Here is a 24,948-nt window from a genome sequence, read left to right on the forward strand (position 1 = left end):
GGACGGGGGTGTCGTAGTCGAGCGACTTCGCGGGGGAAAGCAGGAACAGCATCAGCTGATTATGTGGGGCTGGGGTTTCCCCGGGCCGCCCCGGTAAAATCCCGGGCAATCCCACCCTGTCACCAACGGCACCCGAGGGTGCCGTTTTGCATTCCCCATGAGCGAACCTACCTCCCAGCCCGGCCTCGAGAGCCTGTCCAAATCGTTCGAACCCGCCGCCATCGAGGCGCACTGGGGCCCGGAATGGGAGCAGCGCGGCTACGCCAAGGCGGGCTTCCGCGGCACGCAGCAGCCCAAGGAAGGCGCCGAGTCGTTCGCGATCCAGCTGCCGCCGCCCAACGTCACGGGCACGCTGCACATGGGCCATGCGTTCAACCAGACGATCATGGACAGCCTCACGCGCTACCACCGCATGAAGGGCGCCAACACGCTGTGGGTGCCGGGCACCGACCACGCGGGCATCGCCACCCAGATCGTGGTGGAGCGCCAGCTGCAGGAGCAGAAGGTCAGCCGCCACGACCTGGGCCGCAAGAACTTCGTGGCGCGCGTGTGGGAGTGGAAGGAAAAGTCGGGCAGCACCATCACCGAGCAGATGCGCCGCATGGGCGACACGGTCGACTGGAGCCGCGAGTACTTCACGATGGACGACGACCTGTCCAAGGTGGTCACGCACACCTTCGTGAAGCTGTATGAAGAAGGCCTGATCTACCGCGGCAAGCGCCTGGGCAACTGGGACCCGGTGCTCAAGACCTCGGTGAGCGACCTCGAAGTCGAGAGCGAGGAAGAAGATGGCTCGCTCTGGCACATCGCCTACCCGCTGGAAGACGGCAGCGGCACGCTCACGGTGGCCACCACGCGCCCCGAGACCATGCTCGGCGACACGGCCGTGATGGTCCACCCCGAGGACGAGCGCTACAAGCACCTGATCGGCCAGCGCGTGAAGCTGCCGCTGGTGGACCGGCTGATTCCCATCATTGCCGACGACTACGTCGACAAGGAGTTCGGCACCGGCGTGGTCAAGGTCACGCCCGCGCACGACTACAACGACTACGCCGTCGGCCAGCGCCACAAGCTCGAGGTGATCGGCATCCTGACGCTCGACGCGACCATCAACGACAACGCGCCTGAAAAATACCGCGGCATGGACCGCTTCGTGGCGCGCAAGGCCATCGTGGCCGACCTCGAGGCGCTGGGCCTGCTGGTGGAGGTGAAGAAACACCGCCTCATGGTGCCGCGCTGCGCGCGCTCGGGCGCCGTGGTCGAGCCGATGCTCACCGACCAGTGGTACGTGGCCATGACGCGCCCCGGCGCCGACGGCCAGTCGATCGCGCAGAAGGCCATCGACGTGGTGAAGTCGGGCGAGGTGCGCTTCGTGCCCGAGAACTGGGTCAACACCTACAACCACTGGATGGAGAACATCCAGGACTGGACGATTTCGCGCCAGCTCTGGTGGGGCCACCAGATTCCGGCCTGGTACGACGAAGACGGCAAGGTCTACGTGGCCGAGACCGAAGCCGAGGCGCAGGCCAAGGCGCCGGGCAAGACGCTCACGCGCGACGAAGACGTGCTCGACACCTGGTACTCGTCGGCGCTGGTGCCCTTCTCGTCGCTGGGCTGGCCCGAGAAGACGCAGGACCTGGCGCTGTACCTGCCCTCGACCGTGCTCGTGACGGGCTACGACATCATCTTCTTCTGGGTCGCCCGGATGATCATGATGACCAAGCACTTCATGGGCACGGTGCCGTTCAAGGACGTGTACATCCACGGCCTGGTGCGCGACGCCCAGGGCAAGAAGATGAGCAAGTCGGAAGGCAACGTGCTCGACCCGGTCGACCTGATCGACGGCATCGAGCTGCCCGCGCTGCTCGACAAGCGCACGCAAGGCCTGCGCAAGCCCGAGACCGCACCGGCCGTGCGCAAGAACACGCAGAAGGAATTCCCCGAGGGCATTCCGGCCTTCGGCGCCGATGCGCTGCGCTTCACCTTCGCTTCGCTGGCTTCGCTCGGCCGCAGCATCAACTTCGACTCGAAGCGCTGCGAGGGCTATCGCAACTTCTGCAACAAGCTGTGGAACGCCACGCGCTTCGTGCTGATGAACTGCGAAGGCCAGGACTGCGGCCTGCTGGAGCACACGAAGGAAGACTGCCAGGTCGGCGGCAAGGCGCACGGCTACCTGAAGTTCAGCCGCGCCGACTTCTGGATCGTCTCGCAGCTGCAGCGCGTCGAGGCCGAGGTGGCCAAGGGCTTCGAGGAATACCGCCTGGACAACGTGGCCAACGCGATCTACCAGTTCGCGTGGGACGAGTTCTGCGACTGGTACCTGGAGATCGCCAAGGTGCAGATCCAGACCGGCGACGAGGCGCAGAAACGCGCCACGCGCCGCACGCTGATCCGCGTGCTCGAGGCGCTGCTGCGCCTGGCGCACCCGATCATTCCGTTCATCACCGAAGAGCTCTGGCAGAAGGTGTCGAAGGTCGCGGGCCGCGAAGGCGCGTCGATCATGATCGCGGCCTACCCGCAGAGCCAGCCCGAGAAGATCGACGAAGCCGCCGAGGCGCACGTGGCGCGCCTGAAGGCGCTGGTCGACGCCTGCCGCACGCTGCGCGGCGAGATGAACGTGTCGCCCGCCACGCGCCTGCCGCTGTACGCGGTGGCCGACGACGCCGAGGGCGCGGCCTTCCTGCGCGACGCGGCCCCGGTGCTGCAGGCGCTGGCCAAACTCAAGGAAGTGAAGGTGTTCGACGACGAGGCCTCGTGGCAGGCCGCCGCCGAAGCCGCACCCGTGGCGGTGGTGGGCGCGACGCGCCTGTGCCTGCACATGGAGATCGACAAGGCGGCCGAGAAACTGCGCATCGGCAAGGAAATTGCACGCATCGAGGGCGAGATCGCCAAGGTGCACGGCAAGCTCGGCAACGAGGCCTTCGTGGCCAAGGCGCCGCCCGCCGTGATCGAACAGGAGCGCACGCGCCTGGCCGATTTCACCGCCACGCTGGAGCGCCTGCGCGGCCAGCTTGTGCGCCTCGGCTGACAGACGAGGCCAGGGTGGGGGCTTAGGATGCGGATGCAGGCTTTGCGCTGCATCCTCTCCCAACCCTCTTCTTTCCTCTTTGAAACGACACTGAACTGCCCATGTCCACTTCTTCCCCGACGCGCATCCGCAAGGCCGTATTCCCTGTTGCAGGCTTCGGCACCCGCTTTCTGCCGGCCACCAAGGCCCAGCCGAAGGAAATGCTGCCGGTCGTCGACAAGCCGCTGATCCAGTACGCCGTCGAAGAAGCCTATGCCGCGGGCATCCGCGACATGATTTTTGTGACCGGGCGCAACAAGCGCGCGATCGAAGACCACTACGACACGGCCTACGAGCTCGAAAGCCAGCTCGAAGCCAGCGGCAAGGACGCGCTGCTCGAAATCGCCCGTTCGGTGTCGCCCGACGACATGACCTGCTCCTACGTGCGCCAGCCGCGCATGCTGGGCCTGGGCCACGCGGTGCTGTGCGCCGAGCACCTGGTGGGCAACGAGCCCTTCGCCGTGCTGCTGGCGGACGACCTGATGGTCGGCCCCGTCGATGGCCAGCCGGTGCTGGCGCAGATGACCGAAGTCTTCGCGCGCCTGGGCGCCTCGGTGCTGGCCGTGCAAGAGGTGCCGCTGGAACACGTCAAGCGCTACGGCATCGTGGCCGGCGAGAACGTGGAAGACGGCCTCGTGAAGGTCAACCGCATGGTCGAAAAGCCCAAGCCCGAAGACGCGCCCTCGCGCCTGGGTGTGGCCGGCCGCTACATCCTCACGCCCGGCGTGTTCGACGAGATCCGCAACCAGCCCAAGGGCGCGGGCGGCGAGATCCAGCTGACCGACGGCATCGCGGCGCTGATGAAGAAGGAATCGGTCTACGCCTATTCGTACAAGGGCATCCGCTACGACTGCGGCAGCAAGGAAGGCTTCCTGCAGGCGTCGGTGGAGCTGGCGCTGGCGCACCCCGAAGTGGGCGCGCAGTTCCGCGAGTACCTCAAGAGCCTGAAGCTCTGAGGCGCTGCCAAGCACTGAAAAAAGAAAGGGGCCGCGAGGCCCCTTTCCTTTGGTCGGTCGCTGGCGTCAGCGTCGCTTCAGCACGTGGATGAAGTCGCTGCCCACGGTCTCCTGCGCCACCAGTTCGTTGCCGGTCTGGCGCGCAAAGGCCTGGAAGTCGCGCACCGAGCCCGGGTCGGTCGACACCACCTTCAGCAGCTGGCCGCTCGCCATGTCGTTGAGCGACTTCTTCGCCTTCAGGATCGGCAGCGGGCAGTTGAGGCCGCGCGTGTCGATTTCGCGGTCAACTTGCATTGCCAGGCTCCGGCGGCAGGTTCAGGCCGCGGCGACGCTCTTCGTTTTCCGCCGCGGTGAAGAACACCGGCTCGTGGCCGCGCGTGCGCAGCCAGTCGGCCAGCGCATAGCCGGTGCCGGCGGGCCAGCACCGCAGGTCGGGCAGGTCGTAGAGGCGGTAGTCCACCAGCTCGGGCGAGAGCTTCACCTCGCCGTCGGCCACCACGTGGTACGCGATGATGATCTGGTTCATGCGCTGGAAGTCGTAGGCCCCGACGAGCTTGGCGGCGCTGACGTCCAGGTTGGTTTCTTCCTTGACCTCGCGCGCGATGCCCTCCTCGGGCGTCTCGCCGGCCTCCATGAAGCCGGTGATGAGCGCAAACATCTTGCCCGGCCAGGCCGCATTGCGCGCCAGCAGCACCTGGCCGCGGTACTCGACGATGGCCGCCAGCACGGGCGTGGGGTTGTTCCAGTGCGTGTGGCCGCAGTTGGGGCAGCGCAGGCGCTCCTTGGGACCGCCGTCTTCCATCAATGCGATCCATTCGAGCGGGGTGGCGCAGGCCTGGCAGAACTTGGGGTGGGGCATGGGGAGTCTCTGTTCTTTTTCTCGGGCGTACGGCGCCCCGTGGGCGCCGCCGCAGTGTGAAGGGAATCAGGCGGGGAAAACGCCCGTCGACAGGTAGCGGTCGCCGCGGTCGCAGACCACGAAGACGATGGTGGCGTTCTCGACCTTCTTCGACACCTCGATGGCCGCCCACAGCGCGCCGGCCGCCGAAATGCCGCCGAAGATGCCCTCTTCGCGCGCCAGGCGCCGGCACATCTCTTCGGCATCGTCCTGGCTCACGCTGATTTCCTCGTCGACGCGGCTCGGGTCGTAGATCTTGGGCAGGTACTCGACCGGCCACTTGCGGATGCCCGGAATGCGCGAGCCTTCGGCCGGCTGCGCGCCGACGATGCGGACCGTCGGGTTCTTTTCCTTCAGGTAGCGCGAGACGCCGGTGATGGTGCCCGTGGTGCCCATCGCGCTCACGAAGTGCGTGATCTTGCCCTGCGTATCGGTCCAGATCTCGGGGCCGGTGGTCTCGTAGTGGATGCGCGGGTTGTCGGGGTTGGCGAACTGGTCGAGCACGCGGCCCTTGCCCTGGGCGACCATCTGCTCGGCCAGGTCGCGCGCGTATTCCATGCCGCCGCTCTTGGGCGTGAGCACCAGCTCGGCACCGAAGGCCTTCATGGTCTGGGCGCGTTCCACCGAGAGGTCCTCCGGCATGATCAGCACCATGCGGTAGCCCTTGATGGCCGCGGCCATCGCCAGCGCGATGCCGGTGTTGCCCGAGGTGGCCTCGATCAGCGTATCGCCGGGCTTGATTTCACCGCGCTCCTCGGCCCGCTTGATCATCGACAGCGCCGGTCGGTCCTTGACCGAACCCGCCGGGTTGTTGCCTTCGAGCTTGCCCAGGATCACGTTCCCGCGCTTGGCGTTTTCCGCGGCATGGATGCGTTGCAGGGCAACCAGGGGGGTCTTGCCGATGGCGTCTTCGATCGTCGGATAATTCATGCCAGCCACTGTGCCATAATTTTGGGCTTCCTTCCGGATGTGCCCGGGTGGTGAAATTGGTAGACGCAGGGGACTCAAAATCCCCCACCGAAAGGTGTGCCGGTTCGATTCCGGCCCCGGGCACCACGAGACGACACCGTCTCACCCCCACATCAAGAAACCCGCTCGCTTCACTGGCGCAGCGGGTTTTTCTTTGCCTCGAGGCCTTTCGGGCCGGGCAGCGCCCCGCCCTAGCCAAGCACGTCGGCGAGCTTCACCTGCAGCGACAAGGCGGCCTGGTGCAGCAGCTCGAACTCGTCGTCCGGCAGCGGCACGGCCGTGAAGTTGAAGTGGCACAAGGTGCCGGCGACCGCGCCCGAGGGGTTCAACAGCGGAACGCCGTGGTAGCTGATGGTGTAGCCCCGCCCGGGATGCGTGGCAAAGCGCTCGTCCACGCTCGAGTCGTCGGTGCGGAACCACCCGTCACGCAGGACAAAGGGACAGATGCTCGCCTCGAAGGGCACGATGGCGATGTTCTCGGGGATCAGCTCGCCCTGCTTGTCGTGCAGGTAGAGGCTCGTGACCAGGTCGGCGCGGATCTTGTAGATCCCGGTGTACCGATGCGGCACGCGCGCGTTCAGGTAGGCGAGGACAGCCTGCGCGCCTTGATCGGCAAGCAACGCTTCAATCGTTTGGGGCATTCGTTTCGTCCGCTTCGCTTCGATCGGTTCGATCTGGAACCTGTCCTGCCATGGTACGCCCGGCCCCTGGGCATCCGCTTCGGTGTCAGCCCGCTTGCGCGGTCTTCAACGCCGCCACCGCACGAATCTCCACCCGCAGCGCCGGCCGCGCCAGCGCGCCCACGCCCAGGATCGTCCACACCGGAAAATCCTCGGTGATGTAGCGGTCCTTCACTTCGCGAAAGCCCGCCAGTTCGTGCTCGACGTCGACGTGGTAGCTCACGATCTCCACCAGGTCGGCAAAGCCGAGCCCTGCGCTTTCGAGCACCACGCCCAGCCGCCGGAAGGCCCAGTCGGCCTGTTCCGAGGCGCTCTCGGGCACGCTGCCGTCGGCACGCAGGCCGACCTGCCCCGCCACGAACAGCAGGCCGCCGGCCTTGACGCCGGGCGCGTACTTGAAGGTGTCGAAGACGGCGGTCGAGCCGAAGGTCGGATGGTCGTCGGGGATGCGCACGCTCTGTTTGTTCACGGGTTGCGTCCTTTCAGGCTTCTGCGGGCTGCAGGCCCGTGTGCACCGTCGGATGCGCGAGCCGCACGCGCAGCTCGCGCTTGAGCCGCGTGTTGTCGAGCCGGCGCGATTCGCCCATAAAGCTCAGCAGTTGCAGCGGCAGCTGGCGCTCGGCCTCGCCGCGCGCCACGCGCGGCGGGCGGGGCATGCCGTAGAGGTCGGCGGCCAGGTCGAAGTAGTCGCCCATGCGCAGCTCGGTGTCGTCCGACGCGTGCACCACGCGCTGGGGCTTGCCGCGGAACAGCGCCGCCACGCAGGCGCGCGCGAGGTCGTCGGCGTGGATGTGGCTGGTGTAGACGTCGTCCTCGCGCCGCAGCACGGGCGTGCCGCGTTCCAGGCGACCGCGCGGCGTGCCGTTCTCGCGGTCGGGCGCGTAGATGCCCGGGATGCGCAGGATGCTGGTGCGCACGCCGGTGCTGCGGCCGAACCAGCGCACGGCGCGCTCGGCATCGACGCGCCGGTGGGAGCGCGGGGTGTCGGGGCGCACGCCGCGCGTTTCGCTCACGCGCGCGCCGCCGCAGTCGCCGTACACGCCGCTGGTGGAGCCGTAGACCAGCGCCGAGGGCAGCGAGCGCAGCCGCAGCGCCTGCGCCAGCGACACGGTGCGCTGGTCGCGCCACCAGGCCGCGCCGCCCTCGCGCGCGGGCGGCGCCAGGTGCACCACGCGGGTGGCGATGCCTGCCAGGCGGCGCAGGGTGGCGCGGTCGTCCAGGTTGCCCACCAGCGGCCGGATGCCGGCCGCGCGCAGCGCCGCAACGCGGTCGGCCGAGGACGTGAGCGCCACCAGCTGCATGCGCCCGCGCAGGTTGCGCGCCACGCGCTGGCCGACGTCGCCGCAGCCGACGATCAGCAGGCGCTCGCGCCGGAACCGGGCCGGCAGTGCGCCGGAGGGACTATTGATTGAAGGCAAAATCCGGGTTTCCTGTCTCAATTCAGTTGTCCCGGCCGCACACAGCCGGGAAAGTTCACCCCCCGAAGAATACCGATGACTGCTACAGCGCCGCACGAAGCGGGCTTTTCCATCACCGTCGAACCCAGCGGGCGCCACTTCGTGGTCCAGGGCGACGAAACCATCCTCGCGGCCGGCATCCGCCAGGGCATCGGCCTCCCCTACGGCTGCAAGGACGGCGCCTGCGGTTCCTGCAAGTGCAAGAAGCTGTCGGGCGAGGTCACGCTCGGCCCGCACCAGAGCAAGGCGCTGAGCGCCGAAGAGCAACTGGCCGGCTACGTGCTGACCTGCTGCGCCCATCCGACGAGCGACGTGGTGCTGGAGTCGCGCCAGGTCACCGAGGCCGGCGCGCTGCCGATCCGCAAGATGCCGGTGCGCGTGATGGCGCTCACGCGCCAGTCGCACGACGTGATGATGCTGCGCCTGCAACTGCCGGCCGGCGAGCCGCTGCAGTTCTATGCAGGCCAGTACGTCGAATTCATCCTGCGCGACGGCGCGCGCCGCAGCTACTCGATGGCCAACGCGCCGCACACGGTGGCCGTGCCGGGCACGGGCCTGGAGCTGCACCTGCGGCACCTGCCGGGCGGCAAGTTCACCGACCATGTCTTCGGCGCGATGAAGGAAAAAGAGATCCTGCGCATCGAAGGCCCGTTCGGGAGCTTCTTCCTGCGCGAAGACTCCGACAAGCCGATGATCCTGTTGGCCTCGGGCACGGGCTTCGCACCCATCAAGGCGCTGCTGGAGCACATGCAGTTCAAGGGCATCGACCGCCCCACCGCGCTCTACTGGGGCGGGCGCCGCCCCGAAGACCTGTACATGGACGCCTGGCTGCGCGAGCAGCTGGCCGCGATGCCGAACCTGCGCTACGTGCCTGTGGTGTCGAACGCCACGCCCGAAGACAACTGGACCGGCCGCACCGGCTTCGTCCACCAGGCGGTGCTGGAAGACTTCACCGACCTGTCGGGCCACCAGGTGTATGCCTGCGGCGCGCCGATCGTGGTCGACTCGGCCAAGCGCGACTACGTGGCGCTCGCGGGCCTGCCCGAAGAAGAATTCTTCGCCGACGCCTTCACCACCGAAGCCGACAAGGCCCTGCCCTGAGCCTTCGCATTCCCCCTTTTCCTTTGCGCAGAACAACATGAAGACGAGACACTTCCTCCTAACCCTGATCGCTGGCGCCGCGGTGCTTGCCACCAGCCACGCGGTCGCACAACAACACCGCCCGATCCGCCTCGTCGTTCCCTACGCGGCCGGCGGCCCGATCGACAACACGGCGCGTATCCTGGCCGAGCAGGTGAAGGACACGCTGGGCGGCCCGGTCATCATCGACAACAAGCCCGGCGCGGGCGGCAACATCGGCGCCGACTTCGTCGCCAAGGCGCCGGCGGACGGCCTCACGATCGGCATCGCGGCCACGGCCACGAACGCGGTGAACCCGTGGCTGTACAGCAAGATGCCGTTCAACGCCGCGACCGACTTCGCGCCGATCACGCAGATGGTGCGCGTGCCCAACGTGCTGGTGATGAACGCCGACACGGCCAACCGCCTGAACATCCGCACGCTGGCCGACCTGATCCGCTACGCCAAGGCCAACCCGGCCAAGCTCAACTACGCCAGCGGCGGCAACGGCAGCGCCGGCCACCTGGCGGGCGAGCTGTTCAAGAAGGAAGCGGGCATCTTCGCGGTGCACATTCCGTACAACGGCGGCAACCCGGCGCAGCTGGCGCTGCTGTCGGGCCAGGTCGACTTCAACTTCGACAACCTCGCCACGGCCGCGCCGAACATCCGCTCGGGCAAGCTGAAGGCGATCGCGGTCACGACGCTCAAGCGCAGCAGCGCCCTGCCCGACGTGCCGCCCGTGGCCGACACGCTCAAGGGCTTCTCGATCGACACGTGGTGGGGCCTGGTCGCACCGGCCGGCACGCCGCCCGAGGTGGTCGCGAAACTGAATCAGGCCTTCGTCGCCGCGCTGAACGCGCCGGAAACGAAGACGCGCTTCGCTTCGATGCTGGCCGAGCCGGTCGGCAACTCGTCCGAGCAGTTCGGCAGCTTCATGAAGAGCGAACTCGCCAAGTACGAGAAGGTGGTCAAGGCCACCGGGGCGAAGGTGGACTGACGAGGTCGTCCAGGGGCGCTGCGGCCTGCGTGTCGGTGGCCGCCGCCACGGCCGCCGCCGCTTCGGCCGCCCCGCTCTGGTAGGTGCGCAGGCCCGCGAGGTCGAGCACTTCCACGCCGCCATGTTCGATGCGCAACAGGCCGTCGCGCTGCAGCGCATGCAGCGCGCGGTTGGCACGCTGGCGCGACACCGCCGACAAGAGGCCGATCTCGTCCTGGCTCAGCCGCACGAAGCGGGTGGCACGCGGATAGAGGATGGGGTCGAACAGGCTGGCCAGGCAACGCGCCACGCGCGCGTCGGGGCCGAGCAGGCGATCGAATTCCATGAGGCCGATGAACAGGCTCAGTCGCGCATTGATGTGTAACAACAGAAACCGATTGAAGTCGATGCTGGTGGACATCAGCCGCTCGAAGCTGTGCCGCGGCACGCAGGCCACGCGCGTGGGCCGCAGCGCCACGCCGTCGTAGCGCCAGCATCCGGGGGTGAGCAGCGAGCCTTCGCCGCCCCAGCCGCCGGCGGTCACGCCGGTGAAGGTGGACACGCGCCCGTCGGGCAGCGACACCGACATCTTCATGAGGCCGTCGATCACGCCGATCCAGTGATCGGCCGGCTCGCCGCGCCGCACGACGAAGCCGCCGGCCGGCACCACGCGCTCGTGCGACTCCTGGACGACGCGGTCGAGTTCGTCGTCCGTGAGCGCGCGCGCCCACAGGCTCTCGCGAAGCATGTTCTCCAACGCGTTCGACATCGCGCCTCCTGCTGTCGTCCCTCGTGACATCGCATCGGCCGAACCGTCGCAGGCGCCGGTCGGCGGGGTCCGTAAGAAATGTCGTTGCAACGACATCTTCGGCGCGGCGATGGTGCCACAGTCATCCGCGTTCGCCAAACAACAAGGAGACAACGATGAAGCGTTCGAACAAGGACCCGCGCCCCGCGCGCGGACCCGACGGCGGGGATGCGCGCGGCCTGCGCCGGCGCGACGTGCTGGGCTACGCCACGGCCGCGCCGCTGGCATCGGCGGCGGCCGGCATCGCCGGGCTCGGTGCCCTCACGGCGCCCGCCTCCGCGGTGGCCGCGCTGTTGCCCATGACCCCGCCCGACACCACCGACCTGATCGACATCGGCGACGCGGTCACGCTGACGTCGCTGCCGACCATGCCGCTCGTGAAGGTGACGAACACCGGCGACGGCCGCGTGCGCCTGGCGCTGCCGCGCCTCGAAGTGGGCCAGGGCATCGCCACCGCCAGCGCCATGATGCTGGCCGACAAGCTGCGCCTGCCGCTGAGCGCCATCGAAGTCACGTCGGCCGACGCGAGCCCCGAGCTGATCTGGAACCAGCTCACGGGCGGCTCGTCGAGCGTGCGCTCGATGCACGCGGGCATGCCGCTGCTGGGCGGCCTCGGCGGCCTGCTCTCGGGCTCCACGCCTTCGGTGGTCGGGCAGCGCGTGACGCGGCTCGATGCGCTGGACATCGTCACCGGGCGCAAGAAGTTCACGCTCGACCAGGCAGTGCCCAATGCCAAGCCGACGATGGTGCGGCGCCCGCCGACCATCAACGGCAAGTTCGTCGGCATCAACAACCTGAACACCGTGATGGGCATGCCGGGCGTGATCGGCGTGGTGCCGATTCCCGCCACCAACGGCATCACGCCGACGCCACCCGGCGTGGCGGTGATGGCCGAGACCTTCGGCCAGGCCTGGGCCGCGGTGAACGCGCTCGACGTGACCTGGGCCGCGGGGCCGCTCGACGGCGAGTCGAACGCCACCATCATGCGCAAGCTGAAGTCGTCGCTGCTGCCCTTTGCGCTGCCGCCGCTGGGCGCGCTGACGGTCGAGGCCGAGTTCGAGTTCGCGCCGGCCGCGCACTGCCCGATGGAAGTCGAATGCGCGATTGCCGATGTGCGAGCGGATCGCGCCGAGATCTGGGCCGGGCTGCAGAGCCCCATCGTCACCCAGCAGGCGGTGGCCGCCGAGCTGGGCCTGCCGCTGAACAAGGTCGTCGTGCATGCGGTGCCGTCGGGCGGCTCCTTCGGGCGGCGCCTGTTCTGGGACCCGGTGCTGCAGGCGATCCAGGTGTCGAAGGCGCTGGGGCGCCCCTGCCGCCTGATGTACCACCGCACCGACGACATGCGCCACACGCGCATCCGCCCGCCGATCTACCAGAAGGCGCGCGCCACGATGCTGCTGGGCCAGGTCATCGCCTTCGAGCAGCGCATCGCCAGCGTGCGCCTGGACACGCGCCACGGCTTCGGCAACATGCTCGAGGCCGCCGCCATCGCGCTGCCCAACGCCTTCCCGCAGACGGTGGGCAACTTCGCGATCGAGCAGGTCATGTTCAAGACCATGGTGACCTCGCCCTACAACTTCGGCGTCACGACCAAGCTGCTGACGCCGGTGCCGATGGACATGAACACCTGCTCCTACCGCTCGGTGCACATCCAGCCCGCGCGGCTGGTGGAAGAGATCCTGGTCGACGAGATGGCCCGCGCCGCGCGCAAGGACCCGGTCGCCTTCCGGCTCGAGTACCTGCGCCTGCCGCGCGCCCGCGCGGTGCTGAAGGCGGTGGCAGAGGCCGCGCAATGGGGCAAGGCGATGCCGGCGGGCTTTGCGCAGGGCGTGGGCGTGCACCAGGAGTCGAAGTCGTTCACGGCCTGCATCGTCGAGATCGACGCGCGCGTGCCGGCGCAGGCCCGCGTGGTGCGCACCACCATCGCCATCGACGTGGGCACGCCGATCAACCCCTCGGGCATCGAGGCGCAGCTGCAGGGCGGCCTGTGCGAATCGATCGCGCTGGTGCTGTCGGCGGGGCTGCACATCCAGAACGGCCTGCCGCTGGAGGGCAGCTACTCGCAGTACCACTTCTCGCGCATGAAGCACTACCCGAAGGACGTGAAGATCATCATCATGCCGGCCAGCGGCGAGGCCATCGGCGGCCTGGGCGAGGTCGGCCTGTCGGCGAGCTCGGGCGCCATCGCCAACGCCTATGGGCGCGCCACCGGCATCAAGCCGCGCAGCTTCCCGCTGAACTTCCCGGTCGACTTCACGCCGATCCCGCCGGGCAAGCTGCCCACGCCCGTCAACGTTCCGATCCCCGCCTGAGGAGACCCGCCATGCCTGTGCAATCTTTCAAGGTGAACGGCCAGAACGTGGACGTCGAGGCGCCCGACGACCTGGCGCTGCTGTGGGTGCTGCGTGACAAGCTCGGCATCACCGGCCCGAAGTACGGCTGCGGCATCAACGTGTGCAAGGCCTGCACCTGCCACGTCGACGGCAAGGCCGTGACGACCTGCTCGGTGCGCGTGTCCGACGTGCGCGGGCGCCAGGTGACGACCATCGAAGGCCTGGCCAACGGCAACACGCTGCACCCGGTGCAGCAGGCCTGGATGAACCTGGACGTGCCGCAGTGCGGCTTCTGCCAGCCGGGCCAGATCATGGCCGCGGTCGACCTGCTGCGCCGCACGCGCACGCCGACGGACGCCGACATCGATGCCATCGAGAACGTGTGCCGCTGCGGCACCTACGGCCGCATCCGCGAGGCGATCAAGGCCGCCGCCGCGATGATGGGATAGGACCAGACGAAAAAACGGCCAGCCACCGCGCTCTGCGGTGCTGGCCGGTTGGCGCTGGCGGCGCTTACTCGCCGAGGTAGGCGGCGCGCACGCGCGGGTCGCGCAGCAGTTCCTTGGCGTCGCCGTTCATCGTGATGAGGCCCGACTCCATCACGTAGCCACGGTCGGCCAGTTGCAGCGCGCGGTTGGCGTTCTGCTCCACCAGCAGGATCGTGACGCCCTGCGCGGCCACGGTCTGCACCACCTCGAAGATCTTGTCGCACATGATCGGCGACAGGCCCATGGTGGGCTCGTCGAGCAGCAGCACCTTCGGACGCGCCATGAGCGCGCGGCCCATGGCCAGCATCTGCTGTTCGCCGCCCGACATCGTGCCGGCCAACTGGTCCTTGCGCTCGCGCAGGCGCGGGAAGGTCACGAACACGCGCTCCATGTCGCTCGCGATCTCGGCCTTGTCGTTGCGGATGTAGGCGCCGATCTGCAGGTTCTCGGTGATCGTCATGCGCGTGAACACGCCACGGCCCTCGGGCACCATCACGAGGCCCTCGCCCACCAGATCCCAGGCGCCGCGGCCCTTGATGCTGCGGCCCAGGAACTCGATGTCGCCCGCGCCGGCCGGCAGCGTGCCGGTGATGGCCTTCATGGTGGTGGTCTTGCCGGCGCCGTTGGAGCCGATGAGCGAGACCAGCTCGCCCTCGAACACGTCGAAGTCCACGCCCTTCACGGCCTGGATGCCGCCGTAGCCCACCTTCAGGCCACGGACCTTGAGCAGGTTCTTGCCTGCGGCCTTGGCGGCGGCCGGTGCCGTCGCGGTTGCCATCGTTGCTTCTGCGGTGCTCATCTCAGTGTCCTCCGGTGCCGAGGTAGGCCTCGATCACCTTTTCGTTCTTCTGTACCTCGACCGGGTTGCCCTCGGCAATCTGCTTGCCGTAGTCGAGCACGGTGACGCGGTCGCACAGGCCCATGATGAGCTTGACGTCGTGTTCGATGATCAGGATCGTGCGGTTGTCCTTGCGGATGCGGTCGATGAGCTCGCGCAGCAGGACCTTCTCGGTCGAGTTCATGCCGGCGGCCGGCTCGTCCAGCGCGATGAGCTGGGGATCGGTGGCCAGGGCGCGCGCGATCTCGAGGCGGCGCTGGTCGCCGTAGCTCAGCGTGCGCGCCTTGTAGTCGGCGAACTTGCCGATGCCCACGTAGTCGAGCAGCTCCTGTGCGCGCTTGGCGATGGCGGCCTCTTCGGCCTTGAAGCCCTTGGTGCGCAGCATGGCGCCGAACACGCCGGAGTGCGTACGGATGTGGCGCCCGACCATCACGTTCTCGAGCGCCGTCATTTCGGCGAAGAGGCGGATGTTCTGGAAGGTGCGCGCGATGCCGGCCTTGGCCACTTCGTGCACGGCCGTCGGCTGGTAGGGCTTGCCGGCCAGCTCGAAGGTGCCGCTGTCGGGCGTGTACAGCCCGGTGATCACGTTGAAGAAGGTCGTCTTGCCGGCGCCGTTCGGCCCGATCAGGCCGTAGACCTGGCCGCGCTTGATGGTGATGCCCACGTCCGAGAGGGCCTGCAGCCCGCCGAAGCGCTTGGAGATGCCGCGAACGTCGAGGATGGTGTCTGTCGTCATGTCTGTGTGTCCTTGGCTCACGGATTGATGGACATGGGACGCGATGCCGCACCCGGCACTTCGTCAGCGGGGCTGTCGATGCCCGGTGCGTGGGTCTGGAGCGTTCCGGGCGCCACGGCCGCATGGGTCGGGTCGACGGGCGCGCCGTTCTTCTTGGTCAGCGTCTTGCCGTGTTCGGGCGATGGCCACAGGCCGCGCGGGCGCATCAGCATGATGACGATCATGGCCAGCGCGATGAACAGCTGGCGCAGGATGGACGCGTCCAGGCGGCCGTCGGTCATCGCCTGCAGCGGGCCGGCCACGTAGCGCAGCACTTCGGGCAGCGCGGCCAGCAGCACGGCGCCCAGGATGACGCCGGGCAGGTGCCCGAGGCCGCCGAGCACGACCATGGCGACGATCATCACCGACTCCATCAGGCTGAAGGACTCGGGCGACACGAAGCCCTGGAAGGCCGCGAACATCGCGCCCGACACGCCGCCGAAGCTGGCGCCCATGCCGAAGGCCAGCAGCTTCATGTTGCGGGTGTTGATGCCCATCGCCTTGGCAGCGATTTCATCTTCGCGGATGGCCATCCAGGCGCGGCCGATGCGCGAGATCTGCAGCCGGTGCGAAATGATGATGGTGGCCACCACGAGCGCCAGGAACAGGTAGTAGTACAGCGTGACCGAGGAGATCGTGAAGCCGTCGAACTTCCACGCCTTGCCGAGGTCGAGACCCCAGAACTTGATGGAGTCGATCGCCGTGATGCCCTTCGGCCCGTTGGTGATGTTGATCGGCTGGTCCAGGTTGTTCAGGAACACCCGGATGATTTCACCGAAGCCGAGCGTGACGATCGCGAGGTAGTCGCCGCGCAGCTTCAGCGTGGGCGCCCCCAGCATCGCGCCGAGCACCCCGGCCACCACCAGCGCGAGTGGAACCACGATCAGGAGCGAGGTGTGCAGCCCGTTCGGGAACATCGCCTTGAACCACGGAAAGGTGTCCGAGAGGTGCGACGAACCCATCAGCGCGTAGAGGTACGCGCCGACCGCAAAGAAGGCCACATAGCCCAGGTCGAGCAGGCCGGCATAGCCGACCACGATGTTCAGGCCGAGCGCGAGCATCACGTAGAGCAATGCGATGTCGGCGATGCGCACCCAGGCGTTGCCCTGGGTCTGCAACAGGATGGGCAGCGCCAGCACGGCGACCACGCCGAGGATGTAGAGCGCGAGGTTCTTGCTGTTCTTCATAGTGTGCTGCTCCTCAGGCCCGGTCCGCCACGCGCTCGCCGAGCAGACCCGAAGGCCGCAGCGTGAGCATCACGATCAGCACGATGAAAGCGAAGATGTCGCTGTAGTTGCTGCCCAGCACGCCACCCGTGAGGGTGCCGATGTAGCCGGAGCCGATGGCCTCGATGAGGCCGAGCAGAATGCCGCCGACCACCGCGCCGGCCAGGTTGCCAATGCCGCCGAACACGGCCGCGGTGAAGGCCTTGAGGCCGGGCAGGAAGCCCATCGCGTGTTGCGCGATGCCGTAGTTGGAGGCGTACATCACGCCGGCGATGGCCGCGAGCACGGCGCCGATGATGAAGGTGGCCGAGATGACCATGTCGGGCCGGATGCCCATGAGCGCCGCGACGCGCGGGTTCTCGGCGGTGGCGCGCATCGCGCGGCCGAGCTTGGTGTAGTTGACCAGCCACATCAGGATCACGAGCGAGAACGCCGTGACGCTGAGGATCATGACCTGCGTCGGAGAGATCACGGCGCCGCCCACGTGGATGGGGTCGGTCGGCAGGAGGTTGGGATACGCCTTGTTGGTGGGCTTCCAGATGATCATGGCCAGCGTCTGCAGCAGGATCGACACGCCGATGGCGGTGATGAGCGGTGCGAGCTTGGGGCTGTTGCGCAGCGGCCGGTAGGCCACTTTCTCGATCACGAAGTTGAGGCTTGCCGCGACGACGCAGGCAATGATCAGCGCAACGAAGAGGATCAGCCAGCCCGGTGTGTTGGGCATTCCGTCCTTCATGAGCCCGATGATGGTCCAGCTTGTGAGCGCCCCCACCATCAGCACTTCACCGTGCGCAAAATTGATCAGATTGATGATGCCGTACACCATGGTGTAGCCCAAGGCTATCAAGGCATACATGCTGCCGAGAACCAGACCGTTGATGATCTGCTGCAGCAATATTTCCATAACGCGATTCCCTATGTGTTGCACCTTGCGGGTGCCATTCACCTACCGAGGCACCGGTTTGGCGCCACTGGCTTGACAAGCAAAAAACCAGCCAACATGTGTCGCCGGCAGATTTGGTGGGCGGGATTGTAGACACGCCCCGGCGCTGTTTTGGGGCGGGATGACCGGGGTTTACCCGCTCACTTCATGCTGTATGCGCGTGAAGTCATGCAGATGCGCAAACCTGTATCAGCGATCTGAATTTGTGTTGAGGCGACGCAGTTCGCGCAGCTTTTCCGCGATGCGGATTTCGAGCCCGCGTTCGACCGGTTCGTAGAAAACCTGGCCTTCCAGCCCCTCGGGCAGGTAGCGCTCGCCGGCGGCGAAACCGCCCTCCTCGTCGTGCGCGTAGCGGTACCCCTTGCCGTAGTCGAGCTCCTTCATGAGCTTGGTCGGCGCATTGCGCAGGTGCATCGGCACCGGGCGCGTGCTGTCTTTCTTCACCAGCGCGCGCACCGCGTTGTAGGCCTTGTAGACCGCATTCGACTTGGGTGCGATGGCCAGGTAGACCACGCATTCCGCCAGTGCCAGCTCGCCTTCGGGGGTACCCAGGCGCTCGTAGACCTCGGCCGCATCGAGCGCCAGGCGCAGCGCACGCGGGTCGGCCAGGCCGATGTCTTCGCTGGCCATGCGCACCAGGCGGCGCGCCATGTAGCGCGGGTCGGCGCCGCCGTCGAGCATGCGCACGAACCAGTAGAGTGCGGCGTCGGGGTCGCTGCCGCGCACCGATTTGTGCAGCGCGCTGATGGTGTCGTAGAACTGCTCGCCACCCTTGTCGTAGCGGCGCATGCGCTCGCCGAGCACGCGCAGCAGCCACTCGTCGGTGATGTTCGTGAGCTTCTCGGCGCCGGCTGCAACGGCCAGGGTCTCGAGCGTGTTGAGCAGGCGGCGCGCGTCGCCGTCCGCGTAGGCGACCAGGCGGTCGATGGCCGCCTCGTCGATGGCCGGAACCGCCTGGATCGCTTGCGCCTTGGCGACGATCTGCTTCAGGTCGCCTTCGTTGAGCGACTGCAGCACGTACACCGCCGCCCGCGACAGCAAGGCCGAATTGACTTCGAACGACGGGTTCTCGGTGGTCGCGCCGATGAAGGTGAACAGGCCCGACTCGACGTGCGGCAGGAACGCGTCCTGCTGGCTCTTGTTGAAGCGGTGCACCTCGTCCACGAAGACGATGGTGCGCTGCTGCGTGAGCCCGTCGCGCGCGGCGGTGGCCTGCTCGACCGCCTCGCGGATGTCCTTCACGCCGCCCAGCACCGCGCTGATGCTCAGGAACTGCGCGTCGAAGGCGTCGGCCATGAGCCGCGCGATGGTCGTCTTGCCGGTACCCGGCGGGCCCCAGAGGATGCAGGAGTGCGGCTGGCCCGACTCGAAGGCGATGCGCAGCGACATGCCCGGACCGAGCAGGTGCTGCTGGCCGATCACTTCGCCGAGCGTCTTGGGACGCAGGCGCTCGGCGAGGGGCTGGTGGGTGCGCGGGGCCAAACGGGGGACTGTCCTGCTGAGGGTGATTACTGCTTGAGCACGTCGGCGCCCGCGGGCGCCTTGAACTCGAAGGTGCTGGCGGGCAAGGCCGGGTTCACCTCGACCTTGCTGAACTTGAGCGCCGAGCGCTGGCCGAAGCTGTCCAGGATCTCGAGGGCCGCGAGCGCGTCACCCTGGAAGCCGACCATCACGCTCTGCAGCTGGCCGTCCTTGTTCTTCGGCGTGGCCTTGACCCACTGCAGGCCGTCGCGCTCGGGCGCGGCCTCCAGCGCGAAATCGGCCTGCAGGGCGCGCAGGTCGGCGGCGGAAGCAATCAGCGCGGCGGGCGTCGAACCCAGCGCCTGCGCCTGGGTGCGCTGCGTGACCTGGTTCAGGTCGGCGTCGTAGAGCCACAGCGTCTTGCCGTCGGCCACGATGCTCTGGGCGAAGGGCTTGCGATAGTCGAACTTGAATTTGCCGGGGCGATGGAATTCGAAGGTGCCGGTCGACGTCTTCGCGCGGCCCGGCTGGCCCTCGCGCGGCGGGGCCGTCACGGTCTGGGTGAACTCGGCACGGCCGGACTTGACCGTCTTCACGAAGGCTTCGAGGCTTTCGAGCCCGTCGGCCCAGGCACTGCCGGCCACCGTGCAGATCAGGCCGGCCAACAGCCAGAGGCGGGTTTTCTTCATGGGAGGTTCCTCGGAAAAACGTTGCTGCGATGCCCATCGACACTACCCGCCGCAGGTGCCGGCTTCTGTAGGCTTTCATGAAGATTTGCAGCAGCGCCGGTGCGCGTTTGCAAATTGCCTCTCAGCACGTAACCAGTCCTGGCGCGGTGGTGATGGGGGTCGTCGTCGATGGTGCGCCGGCGGGTCACTCCGCCTGGCGCGCGGGCACGAGGATCTCGCGCTGGCCGCTGCCGCTCATGGCGCTCACGAGGCCGGCCTTTTCCATGTCCTCGACCAGGCGCGCGGCGCGGTTGTAGCCGATCTTCAGGTGGCGCTGCACCAGCGAGATGCTGGCCTTGCGGTTCTTGAGCACGACCTCGACCGCCTGGTCGTACATCGGGTCTTTTTCGCCGTCGCCGCCGCCGAGCAGGTCGCCGTCACCGTCGCCATCGACCGTGCCGCCTTCGAGCACGCCCTCGATGTAGTCGGGCTCGCCCTGGCTCTTGAGGTAGGCCACCACGCGGTGCACTTCCTCGTCGCTCACGAAGGCACCATGCACGCGGATCGGCAGGCCGGTGCCGCTGGCCATGTAGAGCATGTCGCCCATGCCCAGCAGCGCCTCGGCGCCCATCTGGTCGAGGATGGTGCGGCTGTCGATCTTGGAGCCCACCGAGAACGCGATGCGCGTGGGGATGTTGGCCTTGATGAGGCCGGTGATCACGTCGACGCTGGGACGCTGCGTGGCCAGGATCAGGTGGATGCCGGCGGCGCGGGCCTTTTGCGCAAGGCGGGCAATCAGCTCTTCGATCTTCTTGCCGACCACCATCATCAGGTCGGCCAGCTCGTCGATGATGACCACGATGTGCGGCTCGCGCTTCAGCGGTTCCGGATCGTCCGGCGTAAGGCTGAAGGGGTTGTAGATGAACTCCTCGCGCGCCTTGGCTTCGTCGATCTTGGTGTTGTAGCCGGCCAGGTTGCGCACGCCGAGCTTGCTCATGAGCTTGTAGCGGCGCTCCATCTCGGCCACGCACCAGTTCAGGCCGTGCGCCGCCTGGCGCATGTCGGTGACCACGGGCGCCAGCAGGTGCGGGATTCCTTCGTAGACCGACATTTCGAGCATCTTCGGGTCGATCATGAGCAGGCGGACGTCGCGTGCCTCGGCCTTGTAGAGCAACGAAAGAATCATCGCGTTGATACCGACCGACTTGCCCGAACCGGTGGTACCGGCCACCAGCACGTGCGGCATCTTCGCGAGGTCGGCCACCACGGGGTTGCCGATGATGTCCTTGCCCAGGCCCATCGTGAGCATCGACTTGCCCTCGTTGTAGACCTGCGAGCCCAGGATTTCGCTGAGCTTGATCGACTGGCGCTTGGCGTTCGGCAGTTCGAGCGCCATGTAGTTCTTGCCCGGGATGGTCTCGACCACGCGGATCGACACCAGCGAGAGCGAACGCGCCAGGTCCTTGGCGAGGCCCAGGATCTGCGAGCCCTTGACGCCGGTGGCGGGCTCGATCTCGTAGCGCGTGATGACGGGGCCGGGCGAGGCGAGCACCACGCGCACCTCGACGCCGAAGTCCTTGAGCTTCTTCTCGATCATGCGCGAGGTCATCTCGAGCGTGTCGGAGGACACCGTTTCCTGGCGCACCAGCGCGGCGTCGAGCAGGTCGACCTGCGGCAGCTTGCTGTCGGGCAGTTCCTTGAAGAGCGGCTTCTGGCGCTCCTTGACGACGCGGTCGCTGCGGGGGACCTCGGTCATCGCGGGCTCGATCTGCACGGGCGGCGATGCGGGGCGGCGCTTGGGCGCGACTTCTTCCTCTTCGTCGTCGAAGCTCGGCTCGAGAGGGCCGGCGTCGCCGAACGCGGCCTCCTTGCTGGGGCGCATTTTCTTGGCGCGCGGCGCGGGCGCCAGCTCCTCCTCGTCGCCGGCGCGTTCGCGCGCGGCCTGCTTGCCCATGGCAATGTCGGCGGCCATTTCGCGCTTTTCACGGCGCGACTCGAACAGCGAGTACGCACGGGCACCGATGCGCTCGGCGATCAGGCTCCAGGAGAAACGGAACACCAGCGCCGAGCCGATCACGCCGCCGGCGATGGCGACCAGCGCCGAACCCGTGAAGCCCAGCCAGCGCACGCTCGCCGGCCCCACGAGGTAGCCGAGGGCGCCGCCGCCCGAACCCGGGAGGTGCGATTCGAGTCGGTACAGGCGCGACCATTCGAGCACCGCGCTGGCGCACAGCAGCAGGACCAGGCCGAACCAGAAAGCGAGACGGCTGCGATTGAAGCGGCCGCGCGGGGGCTGTTCGACCGCCGGCGTCGGTTCGCCGCCGCGCAGCCAGCCGGCCAGCGACGAGAGCCACGCACGCAAACCGGCCGCGAGGCACCACCAGACGGAATAGCCGGCAAGGAAGTAGCTGCCATCGGCCAGCCAGGCGCCGATGCGGCCGCCCCAGTTCTTGATCTCACCGCCCGTGCCCGAGGTCGACCAGGCGGCATCGGACGGGGTGAAACTCAGCATCGCCAGCAGCCAGAACAGGAGGGCTGCGAACCCGGCGATCAGGGTGATTTCGTGGGCGAAGCGCAGGGCGCGCAGGCGCACGGGTTGCCCTTCGGCAGCGGAAGAAGAGGAGGACGATTGAAGCGTATGGAGCGAATAGGTCATGAAAAGCACGGCGCCCGGCCCGAAAAAACGCAGGCCGGCCGCCCCGAACACTACAACAAAAGGCCGTGGACGCCGAAAGCGCCCGGCCTATGGGCTCAGGTCAGCGTCAGGAGCCGGTCCTTGATGATCACCGAGCCGTCTTCCTGGGACTGGACGAAACCGCGCTCTTCCAGGTCCTTCATGACGCGGCTCACCATTTCGCGCGACGCGCCGACCATCTTGGCCAGGTCCTGGCGGGAGATCTTGTCGCGGACCTTGAGGTTGCCCATGCCGTCCTGGCTGGCGAACTCGAGCAGCGCGCGGGCCACGCGGCCGTACACGTCCATCAGCGCCAGCGACTCGATCTTGCGGTCGGCGTGGCGCAGGCGCTGCACCAGGCCGCGCATGATGTTGTAGGCCATCGAGGAGTTCTCGGGCAGGCAGCGCGCGAAGGCGTCGCGGCCCAGCATGAGCACGTCGCACTGGATTTCGGTGCGCACGGTGGCCGAATGCGGCTCGTCGTCGATCAGGCTCATCTCGCCGAGATAGTCGCCGGGGTGCAGCGTGGCCAGGATCACCTCGCGGCCACGGCTGTCGGCGCTCGTGACGCGGGCGCGGCCGGTCAGGATGATGTACAGCGCATCGGATTTCTTGCCCTGCTCCACGACGACCTCGGCGCGTTTGAAGCGCTTCTTGATGATCGCATCCGCAATGCTTGCGGACTGCGAGGCCGTCAACGACGCGAACAATGGAACGCGCCGAAGCAATTCAAGGTTGGACAGCATCGACATTAATCAATCCCTGAAACAGCGCGCGATGTGATCCTGATGCTGAGCCCATGGATTACTACAATCGCGCGCATTGAAAACACCGTGCACCCGGTGTTGAACCGGGCGGTGATACTCCCCACGTATCGCTACCACCCTGAAAATGTACACGCTGCCGCAGCGTCCATCCTAGGTTTTCTACTCATGTCCGCACCCCAACACGCCAAGGTTCTCATTCTGGGCTCCGGCCCGGCCGGCTACACCGCCGCCGTCTACGCCGCACGCGCCAACCTCCAGCCTTTGCTCATCACGGGCATCGCGCAAGGCGGTCAACTCATGACCACCACCGAGGTCGACAACTGGCCGGCCGACGTGCACGGCGTGCAGGGCCCCGAGCTGATGCAACGCTTTCTCGAACACGCCGAACGCTTCAAGACGCAGATCGTGTTCGACCACATCAACAAGGTCGACCTGAGCAAGCGCCCGTTCACGCTCACGGGCGACAGCGGCACTTACACCTGCGACTCGCTAATCATCGCCACGGGCGCATCGGCCAAGTACCTGGGCCTGGATTCCGAAGAGAAGTTCATGGGCCGCGGCGTCTCCGCCTGCGCGACCTGCGACGGCTTCTTCTACCGCGAGCAGGAAGTCTGTGTGATCGGCGGCGGCAACACGGCCGTCGAGGAGGCGCTGTACCTCTCCAACATTGCAAACAAAGTCACACTCGTGCATCGCCGCGACAAGTTCCGCGCCGAGCCCATCCTGATCGACAAGGTCATGGAAAAAGTGGCCGAAGGCAAGATCGTGCTGAAGCTACACAACCAGCTCGACGAGGTGCTCGGTGACGGCACGGGCGTGACGGGCATCCGCATCAAGAACACGCAGACCGGCGCGACCGAAGAGATCACGCTCAAGGGCTGCTTCATCGCGATTGGCCACCACCCGAACACCGACATCTTCCAGGGCCAGCTGGAAATGAAGGACAACTACATCGTGACCCGCTCGGGCCTGAAGGGCTTCGCGACGATGACCACCGTGCCCGGCGTGTTCGCGGCCGGCGACGTGCAGGACAACATCTACCGCCAGGCCATCACCAGCGCCGGCACGGGTTGCATGGCTGCCCTGGACGCGCAGCGCTTCCTGGAAGAGCACTGAGGCTTATCCCACGGGGAACGGGGCACCGGCCAGCGCGGCCGGATTTCCCGTATCTGCGACGGTCCCCGGCCTCGTTGAGCCTGAAAGGGCTATAATCCGAGGCTTTGCCGAAACAGGGCCTACCTCCCACCGGGAGTCGGGTTGCGGCAAATCCGGGGTACCGCCACCCGTTTCTGGCGAGGTCAAGCTGTAAAACACCCTGCAATCGCCCTGATTGCGCCGGTGCCAGCTGTTCAAGAAAGAGTGTCCACATGGCACGCGTATGCGACGTAACGGGCAAAGGCCCGATGGTCGGAAACAACGTTTCCCACGCCAACAACAAAACCAAGCGCCGGTTCCTGCCGAACCTGCAATACCGCCGTTTCTGGGTCGAGACCGAAAACCGTTGGGTTCGCCTGCGCGTTTCGAGCGCTGCACTGCGCCTGATCGACAAGAACGGTATCGATGCCGTGCTCGCAGACCTGCGTGCCCGCGGCCAAGCTTAAGGAGCTGAATCATGGCAACGAGCAAAGGCGGACGCGAAAAGATCAAGCTGGAATCCACCGCGGGTACCGGCCACTTCTACACGACGAGCAAGAACAAGAAGACGATGCCTGAAAAGATGTCGATCATGAAGTTCGACCCCAAGGCGCGCAAGCACGTCGAATACAAGGAAATCAAGCTGAAGTAATTCGGCCTGTTCTCCCCAAAAAACCCGCTGCTCACCCAGCGGGTTTTTTATTGCCTGTC

Annotated in this window: 24 protein-coding genes and 1 tRNA gene; 10 read left to right on the forward strand and 15 right to left on the reverse strand. The window is 67.0% G+C overall.

All coding sequences use genetic code 11. The annotated features are described in order from the left end of the window. The first annotated feature begins 157 nt into the window (after positions 1 to 157). Both AC07XP_RS22125 and galU read left to right on the forward strand, forming a co-directional pair. The gene (locus AC07XP_RS22125) at positions 158 to 3,028 is read left to right on the forward strand and encodes a valine--tRNA ligase (RefSeq protein ID WP_495265883.1); all 2,871 of its coding nucleotides are present in this window, start codon (positions 158 to 160) and stop codon (positions 3,026 to 3,028) included. 101 nt (positions 3,029 to 3,129) lie between these two features. Beyond that, positions 3,130 to 4,023: a UTP--glucose-1-phosphate uridylyltransferase GalU gene (gene galU, locus AC07XP_RS22130; protein WP_139703203.1), complete on the forward strand. Its 894-nt coding sequence runs from the start codon at positions 3,130 to 3,132 to the stop codon at positions 4,021 to 4,023. A 66-nt stretch (positions 4,024 to 4,089) separates the two neighbouring features. On the opposite strand, the gene AC07XP_RS22135 is transcribed toward galU, so the two are convergent. From AC07XP_RS22135 to cysM, 3 genes are all read right to left on the reverse strand, one after another. After that, positions 4,090 to 4,317: a sulfurtransferase TusA family protein gene (locus AC07XP_RS22135; protein WP_056572272.1), complete on the reverse strand. Its 228-nt coding sequence runs from the start codon at positions 4,315 to 4,317 to the stop codon at positions 4,090 to 4,092. Continuing rightward, positions 4,307 to 4,882 (reverse strand): NUDIX domain-containing protein, encoded by a 576-nt coding sequence (locus AC07XP_RS22140; RefSeq protein ID WP_056572274.1) that lies wholly within the window; start codon positions 4,880 to 4,882, stop codon positions 4,307 to 4,309. Before AC07XP_RS22140 ends, AC07XP_RS22135 begins: the two co-directional genes overlap by 11 nt. A 66-nt stretch (positions 4,883 to 4,948) precedes the next feature. Next, the gene (gene cysM, locus AC07XP_RS22145) at positions 4,949 to 5,851 is read right to left on the reverse strand and encodes a cysteine synthase CysM (protein ID WP_495265884.1); all 903 of its coding nucleotides are present in this window, start codon (positions 5,849 to 5,851) and stop codon (positions 4,949 to 4,951) included. A gap of 41 nt (positions 5,852 to 5,892) precedes the next feature. Between cysM and AC07XP_RS22150 the strand changes: the two genes are divergently transcribed. Then, positions 5,893 to 5,977 (forward strand) — tRNA-Leu (locus AC07XP_RS22150). Between the two features lie 104 nt (positions 5,978 to 6,081). On the opposite strand, the gene AC07XP_RS22155 is transcribed toward AC07XP_RS22150, so the two are convergent. From AC07XP_RS22155 to AC07XP_RS22165, 3 genes are all read right to left on the reverse strand, one after another. Further along, the gene (locus AC07XP_RS22155; RefSeq protein ID WP_495265885.1) at positions 6,082 to 6,531 is read right to left on the reverse strand and encodes a hypothetical protein; all 450 of its coding nucleotides are present in this window, start codon (positions 6,529 to 6,531) and stop codon (positions 6,082 to 6,084) included. Between the two features lie 85 nt (positions 6,532 to 6,616). Next, positions 6,617 to 7,039 (reverse strand): RidA family protein, encoded by a 423-nt coding sequence (locus AC07XP_RS22160; RefSeq protein WP_495265886.1) that lies wholly within the window; start codon positions 7,037 to 7,039, stop codon positions 6,617 to 6,619. Positions 7,040 to 7,052: 13 nt separating this feature from the next. Then, complete coding sequence (locus AC07XP_RS22165; protein WP_369646010.1) at positions 7,053 to 7,988, reverse strand: SDR family oxidoreductase; 936 nt, start codon at positions 7,986 to 7,988, stop codon at positions 7,053 to 7,055. A gap of 75 nt (positions 7,989 to 8,063) precedes the next feature. Here AC07XP_RS22165 and AC07XP_RS22170 point away from each other — a divergent pair, with 75 nt between their 5' ends. Then, on the forward strand, positions 8,064 to 9,128 hold the full coding sequence (locus AC07XP_RS22170) for a CDP-6-deoxy-delta-3,4-glucoseen reductase (RefSeq protein WP_095746545.1): 1,065 nt from the start codon (positions 8,064 to 8,066) through the stop codon (positions 9,126 to 9,128). Between the two features lie 37 nt (positions 9,129 to 9,165). Further along, complete coding sequence (locus AC07XP_RS22175; protein WP_495265887.1) at positions 9,166 to 10,143, forward strand: Bug family tripartite tricarboxylate transporter substrate binding protein; 978 nt, start codon at positions 9,166 to 9,168, stop codon at positions 10,141 to 10,143. Here the strand turns inward: AC07XP_RS22175 and AC07XP_RS22180 are convergent. Continuing rightward, positions 10,115 to 10,891, reverse strand: a complete 777-nt coding sequence (locus AC07XP_RS22180) for a Crp/Fnr family transcriptional regulator (RefSeq protein WP_095746547.1) — start codon at positions 10,889 to 10,891, stop codon at positions 10,115 to 10,117. The two genes, AC07XP_RS22175 and AC07XP_RS22180, sit on opposite strands and share 29 nt — an antisense overlap. 155 nt (positions 10,892 to 11,046) lie before the next feature. Here AC07XP_RS22180 and AC07XP_RS22185 point away from each other — a divergent pair, with 155 nt between their 5' ends. Then, positions 11,047 to 13,242 carry a xanthine dehydrogenase family protein molybdopterin-binding subunit gene (locus AC07XP_RS22185; protein WP_495265888.1) on the forward strand — a complete coding sequence of 732 codons (2,196 nt, stop codon included), beginning with the start codon at positions 11,047 to 11,049 and terminating at the stop codon, positions 13,240 to 13,242. An 11-nt stretch (positions 13,243 to 13,253) separates the two neighbouring features. Beyond that, positions 13,254 to 13,712 carry a (2Fe-2S)-binding protein gene (locus AC07XP_RS22190; RefSeq protein WP_056572291.1) on the forward strand — a complete coding sequence of 153 codons (459 nt, stop codon included), beginning with the start codon at positions 13,254 to 13,256 and terminating at the stop codon, positions 13,710 to 13,712. A gap of 64 nt (positions 13,713 to 13,776) precedes the next feature. On the opposite strand, the gene AC07XP_RS22195 is transcribed toward AC07XP_RS22190, so the two are convergent. The 8 genes from AC07XP_RS22195 to AC07XP_RS22230 form a co-directional block, all read right to left on the reverse strand. Further along, positions 13,777 to 14,550, reverse strand: a complete 774-nt coding sequence (locus AC07XP_RS22195; RefSeq protein WP_307694906.1) for an ABC transporter ATP-binding protein — start codon at positions 14,548 to 14,550, stop codon at positions 13,777 to 13,779. 1 nt (position 14,551) lies between these two features. Beyond that, on the reverse strand, positions 14,552 to 15,325 hold the full coding sequence (locus AC07XP_RS22200) for an ABC transporter ATP-binding protein (protein WP_056572293.1): 774 nt from the start codon (positions 15,323 to 15,325) through the stop codon (positions 14,552 to 14,554). A 17-nt stretch (positions 15,326 to 15,342) separates the two neighbouring features. Continuing rightward, positions 15,343 to 16,551 carry a branched-chain amino acid ABC transporter permease gene (locus AC07XP_RS22205; RefSeq protein WP_062481017.1) on the reverse strand — a complete coding sequence of 403 codons (1,209 nt, stop codon included), beginning with the start codon at positions 16,549 to 16,551 and terminating at the stop codon, positions 15,343 to 15,345. Positions 16,552 to 16,564: 13 nt separating this feature from the next. Further along, on the reverse strand, positions 16,565 to 17,494 hold the full coding sequence (locus AC07XP_RS22210; RefSeq protein WP_062481019.1) for a branched-chain amino acid ABC transporter permease: 930 nt from the start codon (positions 17,492 to 17,494) through the stop codon (positions 16,565 to 16,567). Between the two features lie 228 nt (positions 17,495 to 17,722). Then, entirely contained in the window at positions 17,723 to 19,015 is a 1,293-nt protein-coding gene (locus tag AC07XP_RS22215; protein WP_139703237.1) for a replication-associated recombination protein A, read from the reverse strand. Positions 19,016 to 19,041: 26 nt separating this feature from the next. Further along, complete coding sequence (lolA, locus tag AC07XP_RS22220) at positions 19,042 to 19,683, reverse strand: outer membrane lipoprotein periplasmic chaperone LolA (RefSeq protein ID WP_495265889.1); 642 nt, start codon at positions 19,681 to 19,683, stop codon at positions 19,042 to 19,044. Positions 19,684 to 19,867: 184 nt separating this feature from the next. Then, positions 19,868 to 22,318 carry a DNA translocase FtsK gene (locus tag AC07XP_RS22225; protein ID WP_062481035.1) on the reverse strand — a complete coding sequence of 817 codons (2,451 nt, stop codon included), beginning with the start codon at positions 22,316 to 22,318 and terminating at the stop codon, positions 19,868 to 19,870. Between the two features lie 95 nt (positions 22,319 to 22,413). Next, positions 22,414 to 23,088 (reverse strand): Crp/Fnr family transcriptional regulator, encoded by a 675-nt coding sequence (locus tag AC07XP_RS22230; protein ID WP_062481025.1) that lies wholly within the window; start codon positions 23,086 to 23,088, stop codon positions 22,414 to 22,416. Positions 23,089 to 23,268: 180 nt separating this feature from the next. Between AC07XP_RS22230 and trxB the strand changes: the two genes are divergently transcribed. The 3 genes from trxB to rpmG all read left to right on the forward strand — a co-directional run bounded on the left by trxB (position 23,269) and on the right by rpmG (position 24,889). Then, a complete protein-coding gene (gene trxB, locus AC07XP_RS22235) occupies positions 23,269 to 24,219 on the forward strand; it encodes a thioredoxin-disulfide reductase (RefSeq protein WP_070062145.1) in 951 nt (316 codons plus the stop codon). A 251-nt stretch (positions 24,220 to 24,470) separates the two neighbouring features. Then, positions 24,471 to 24,704 carry a 50S ribosomal protein L28 gene (gene rpmB / locus AC07XP_RS22240; protein WP_007830293.1) on the forward strand — a complete coding sequence of 78 codons (234 nt, stop codon included), beginning with the start codon at positions 24,471 to 24,473 and terminating at the stop codon, positions 24,702 to 24,704. An 11-nt stretch (positions 24,705 to 24,715) separates the two neighbouring features. After that, the gene (gene rpmG / locus AC07XP_RS22245; RefSeq protein WP_007830291.1) at positions 24,716 to 24,889 is read left to right on the forward strand and encodes a 50S ribosomal protein L33; all 174 of its coding nucleotides are present in this window, start codon (positions 24,716 to 24,718) and stop codon (positions 24,887 to 24,889) included. Positions 24,890 to 24,948 lie beyond the last annotated feature (59 nt).

It is taken from the genome of Variovorax sp. GW531-E2 (assembly GCF_059423125.1).